This window comes from Escherichia sp. TW14182 (genome assembly GCF_000208525.1).
In the GTDB taxonomy this organism is placed as follows: domain Bacteria; phylum Pseudomonadota; class Gammaproteobacteria; order Enterobacterales; family Enterobacteriaceae; genus Escherichia; species Escherichia ruysiae.
In genome coordinates, this window is sequence record NZ_AEJZ01000388.1 from 1 (window position 1) to 4,426 (window position 4,426).

General features: G+C 52.8%; 4 protein-coding genes. All 4 read left to right on the forward strand.

What is annotated here, in order from left to right; genetic code table 11:
- The first annotated feature begins 60 nt into the window (after positions 1-60).
- The 4 genes from caiB to caiE all read left to right on the forward strand — a co-directional run bounded on the left by caiB (position 61) and on the right by caiE (position 4,394).
- Complete coding sequence (gene caiB, locus EQY_RS0122220) at positions 61-1,278, forward strand: L-carnitine CoA-transferase (RefSeq protein WP_000349957.1); 1,218 nt, start codon at positions 61-63, stop codon at positions 1,276-1,278.
- A gap of 72 nt (positions 1,279-1,350) precedes the next feature.
- Positions 1,351-2,904 carry a crotonobetaine/carnitine-CoA ligase gene (gene caiC, locus EQY_RS0122225; protein ID WP_024212710.1) on the forward strand — a complete coding sequence of 518 codons (1,554 nt, stop codon included), beginning with the start codon at positions 1,351-1,353 and terminating at the stop codon, positions 2,902-2,904.
- A 108-nt stretch (positions 2,905-3,012) separates the two neighbouring features.
- Positions 3,013-3,798, forward strand: a complete 786-nt coding sequence (gene caiD, locus EQY_RS0122230) for a crotonobetainyl-CoA hydratase (RefSeq protein ID WP_000004395.1) — start codon at positions 3,013-3,015, stop codon at positions 3,796-3,798.
- Between the two features lie 5 nt (positions 3,799-3,803).
- On the forward strand, positions 3,804-4,394 hold the full coding sequence (caiE, locus tag EQY_RS0122235; protein ID WP_000122893.1) for a carnitine operon protein CaiE: 591 nt from the start codon (positions 3,804-3,806) through the stop codon (positions 4,392-4,394).
- The last annotated feature ends 32 nt before the right edge of the window (positions 4,395-4,426 follow it).

Below are 4,426 nucleotides of genomic sequence, written 5' to 3' on the forward strand. Positions count from 1 at the left end.
GATAAGGCGTTTACGCCGCATCCGGCAGTCATGCGCTACATAAATTTTTCAGGAGCTAATATGGATCATCTACCCATGCCGAAATTCGGACCGCTGGCCGGATTACGGGTTGTCTTCTCCGGTATCGAAATCGCCGGACCGTTTGCCGGGCAAATGTTCGCAGAATGGGGCGCGGAAGTTATCTGGATCGAGAACGTCGCCTGGGCCGACACCATTCGCGTTCAACCAAACTACCCGCAGCTTTCTCGTCGCAACCTGCACGCGCTGTCATTAAATATCTTCAAAGATGAAGGCCGCGAAGCGTTTCTGAAATTAATGGAAACCACCGATATCTTCATCGAAGCCAGTAAAGGCCCAGCCTTTGCCCGCCGTGGCATTACTGATGAAGTCCTGTGGCAGCACAACCCGAAACTGGTTATCGCTCACCTGTCCGGTTTTGGTCAGTACGGCACCGAGGAGTACACCAACCTTCCGGCCTATAACACCATCGCCCAGGCCTTCAGTGGTTACCTGATTCAGAACGGTGATGTTGACCAGCCAATGCCTGCCTTCCCGTATACCGCCGATTACTTCTCCGGCCTGACCGCCACCACGGCGGCGCTGGCGGCACTGCACAAAGTGCGCGAAACCGGTAAAGGCGAAAGTATCGACATCGCCATGTATGAAGTGATGCTGCGCATGGGTCAGTACTTCATGATGGATTACTTCAACGGTGGCGAAATGTGCCCGCGCATGACCAAAGGTAAAGATCCCTACTACGCCGGTTGCGGTCTGTACAAATGCGTCGACGGCTACATTGTGATGGAACTGGTGGGCATTACTCAGATTGCAGAGTGCTTTAAAGATATTGGCCTCGCGCATCTGCTTGGCACGCCAGAAATCCCGGAAGGCACTCAACTTATCCACCGTATCGAATGCCCTTACGGCCCACTGGTAGAAGAGAAACTCGATGCCTGGCTGGCGACACACACCATCGCGGAAGTAAAAGAACGCTTTGCCGAACTGAATATCGCCTGCGCCAAAGTGCTGACCGTACCGGAGCTGGAAAGCAATCCGCAGTACGTTGCCCGCGAATCAATCACTCAGTGGCAAACGATGGATGGTCGCACCTGCAAAGGGCCGAACATCATGCCGAAATTCAAAAATAACCCCGGCCAAATCTGGCGCGGAATGCCATCGCACGGCATGGACACGGCTGCCATTTTGAAAAATATCGGCTACAGCGAAAACGACATTCAGGAGTTGGTCAGCAAAGGTCTGGCCAAAGTTGAGGATTAAACGCGTGGCGTAGGTCGGGTTACCCGACTAGCGCCCGCTCAATAACAAACGAACAAAATGGATAGAGGTGCAATGGATATCATTGGCGGACAACATCTACGTCAAATGTGGGACGATCTGGCGGACGTTTACGGTCATAAAACGGCGCTGATTTGTGAATCCAGCGGCGGAGTCGTTAACCGGTACAGTTATCTTGAGTTAAATCAGGAGATTAACCGCACGGCAAACCTGTTTTATACGCTGGGGATCCGCAAAGGCGACAAGGTCGCGCTGCATCTGGACAACTGCCCGGAATTTCTCTTTTGCTGGTTCGGGCTGGCAAAAATTGGCGCGATTATGGTGCCGATTAACGCCCGCCTGCTGCGCGAAGAAAGTGCGTGGATCCTGCAAAACAGCCAGGCGTGCCTGCTGGTGACCAGTGCGCAATTCTATTCCATGTATCAACAGATTCAGCAGGAAGATACTACGCAGCTACGGCACATTTGCCTGACCGATGTGGCGCTTCCCGCTGATGATGGCGTCAGTTCGTTTACTCAACTGAAAGAGCAACAACCTGCCACCTTGTGCTATGCGCCGCCGCTATCGACCGACGATACGGCGGAAATTCTCTTTACCTCCGGCACCACCTCCCGACCGAAAGGGGTGGTGATTACCCATTACAATCTGCGCTTCGCCGGATATTACTCCGCCTGGCAGTGCGCCCTGCGTGACGATGACGTCTACCTGACGGTAATGCCTGCATTTCATATCGATTGCCAGTGCACTGCGGCGATGGCGGCGTTTTCTGCCGGAGCCACCTTTGTGCTGGTCGAGAAATACAGCGCCCGCGCCTTCTGGGGACAGGTACAGAAGTACCATGCCACCGTCACCGAATGTATTCCGATGATGATCCGTACCTTGATGGTGCAGCCGCCTTCTGCGAACGACCGACAACACTGCCTGCGGGAAGTGATGTTTTATCTCAACCTGTCGGAGCAGGAAAAAGACGCTTTTTGTGAACGCTTCGGCGTTCGTTTGCTGACGTCTTATGGGATGACGGAAACCATCGTTGGCATTATCGGCGACCGTCCTGGCGATAAACGGCGCTGGCCGTCGATTGGCCGGGCGGGATTTTGCTACGAAGCGGAGATCCGCGACGATCACAATCGTCCGCTCCCGGCGGGAGAGATCGGCGAAATCTGCATTAAAGGCGAACCGGGGAAAACCATCTTCAAAGAGTACTTTCTCAACCCGCAAGCCACCGCCAAAGTCCTGGAAGCCGATGGCTGGCTTCATACTGGCGATACCGGATACCGCGACGAAGAGGGCTTTTTTTATTTCGTCGATCGTCGCTGCAACATGATCAAACGCGGTGGCGAGAATGTTTCCTGCGTGGAGCTGGAAAATATCATCGCCACCCATCCGAAAATTCAGGATATCGTGGTTGTTGGTATTAAAGATTCTATTCGCGATGAAGCTATCAAGGCCTTTGTGGTGCTGAATGAAGGTGAAACATTGAGCGAGGAAGAATTTTTCTGCTTCTGTGAACAAAATATGGCGAAATTTAAAGTGCCTTCTTATCTGGAGATCAGAAAAGATCTGCCGCGTAATTGCTCGGGGAAAATAATCAGAAAGAATCTGAAATAAACATAATGGCAGGGAATTATCCTGCCAGCTAATAATCACGCTCTAAAAACAAATGCATTCTTTGCAGGGATGTTGTCGTCCCTGAAAAAATAAAAATGGAGAAAAGGAATGAGTGAATCATTACATCTGACCCGCAATGGATCAATTCTGGAAATTACCCTTGATCGTCCAAAAGCCAATGCTATTGATGCAAAAACCAGCTTTGAGATGGGCGAAGTATTTCTTAATTTCCGTGACGATCCGCAATTGCGCGTCGCTATTATTACCGGAGCCGGAGAGAAATTCTTTTCCGCCGGCTGGGATTTAAAAGCGGCAGCAGAAGGCGAAGCGCCGGATGCTGATTTCGGGCCAGGCGGATTTGCTGGGTTAACCGAAATTTTCAATCTCGATAAACCGGTTATCGCAGCCGTGAACGGCTACGCCTTTGGCGGCGGCTTTGAACTGGCGCTGGCGGCAGATTTTATTGTTTGTGCCGATAATGCCAGCTTCGCCCTGCCGGAAGCCAAACTGGGTATTGTCCCGGACAGCGGCGGCGTGCTGCGTCTGCCGAAGATCCTGCCACCTGCCATCGTCAATGAAATGGTGATGACCGGCAGACGAATGGACGCAGAAGAGGCGCTGCGTTGGGGGATAGTCAACCGCGTGGTTAGCCAGACCGAACTGATGGATAACGCCCGCGAACTGGCGCAGCAGCTGGTTAATAGCGCCCCGCTGGCGATTGCGGCACTGAAAGAGATCTATCGCACCACCAGCGAAATGCCGGTTGAAGAGGCATATCGCTATATTCGCAGCGGTGTGTTGAAAAACTATCCCTCAGTTCTGCATTCGGAAGATGCCATTGAAGGGCCGCTGGCGTTTGCTGAGAAGCGCGATCCGGTGTGGAAAGGGCGTTAATAACCGTGAGCTATTACGCCTTTGAGGGATTAATTCCGGTGGTTCACCCGACGGCGTTTGTCCATCCCAGTGCGGTATTGATTGGCGATGTAATTGTGGGAGCCGGTGTCTACATCGGTCCCCTCGCCTCGCTGCGTGGTGATTACGGACGACTGATTGTGCAAGCGGGAGCCAATATTCAGGATGGCTGCATTATGCATGGCTACAGCGATACTGACACCATTGTCGGGGAAAACGGTCATATCGGTCATGGCGCGATCCTGCATGGCTGTGTGATCGGTCGTGATGCATTGGTCGGGATGAACAGCGTGATTATGGATGGCGCGGTCATTGGTGAAGAGAGCATTGTTGCCGCCATGAGCTTTGTCAAAGCAGGCTTTCGCGGCGAGAAACGCCAGTTGTTGATGGGCACGCCAGCCCGTGCCGTGCGCAGCGTCAGCGATGACGAGTTGCACTGGAAGCAATTGAATACCAAAGAGTATCATGATCTTGTCGGGCGCTGCCATGCAGCGTTACATGAAACGCAACCGTTGAGGCAAATGGAGGAAAATCGTCCCCGTTTGCAGGGGACGACGAATGTGACGCCAAAGCGGTAACATCATCGGATGCGGCGTAAACGCCTTATCCG

Coding starts and splice junctions, on each gene's coding strand:
- caiC (WP_024212710.1), top strand. CDS start 1,351: ATGGATATCATTGGCGGACAACATCTACGTCAAATGTGGGACGATCTG.
- caiB (WP_000349957.1), top strand. CDS start 61: ATGGATCATCTACCCATGCCGAAATTCGGACCGCTGGCCGGATTACGG.
- caiD (WP_000004395.1), top strand. CDS start 3,013: ATGAGTGAATCATTACATCTGACCCGCAATGGATCAATTCTGGAAATT.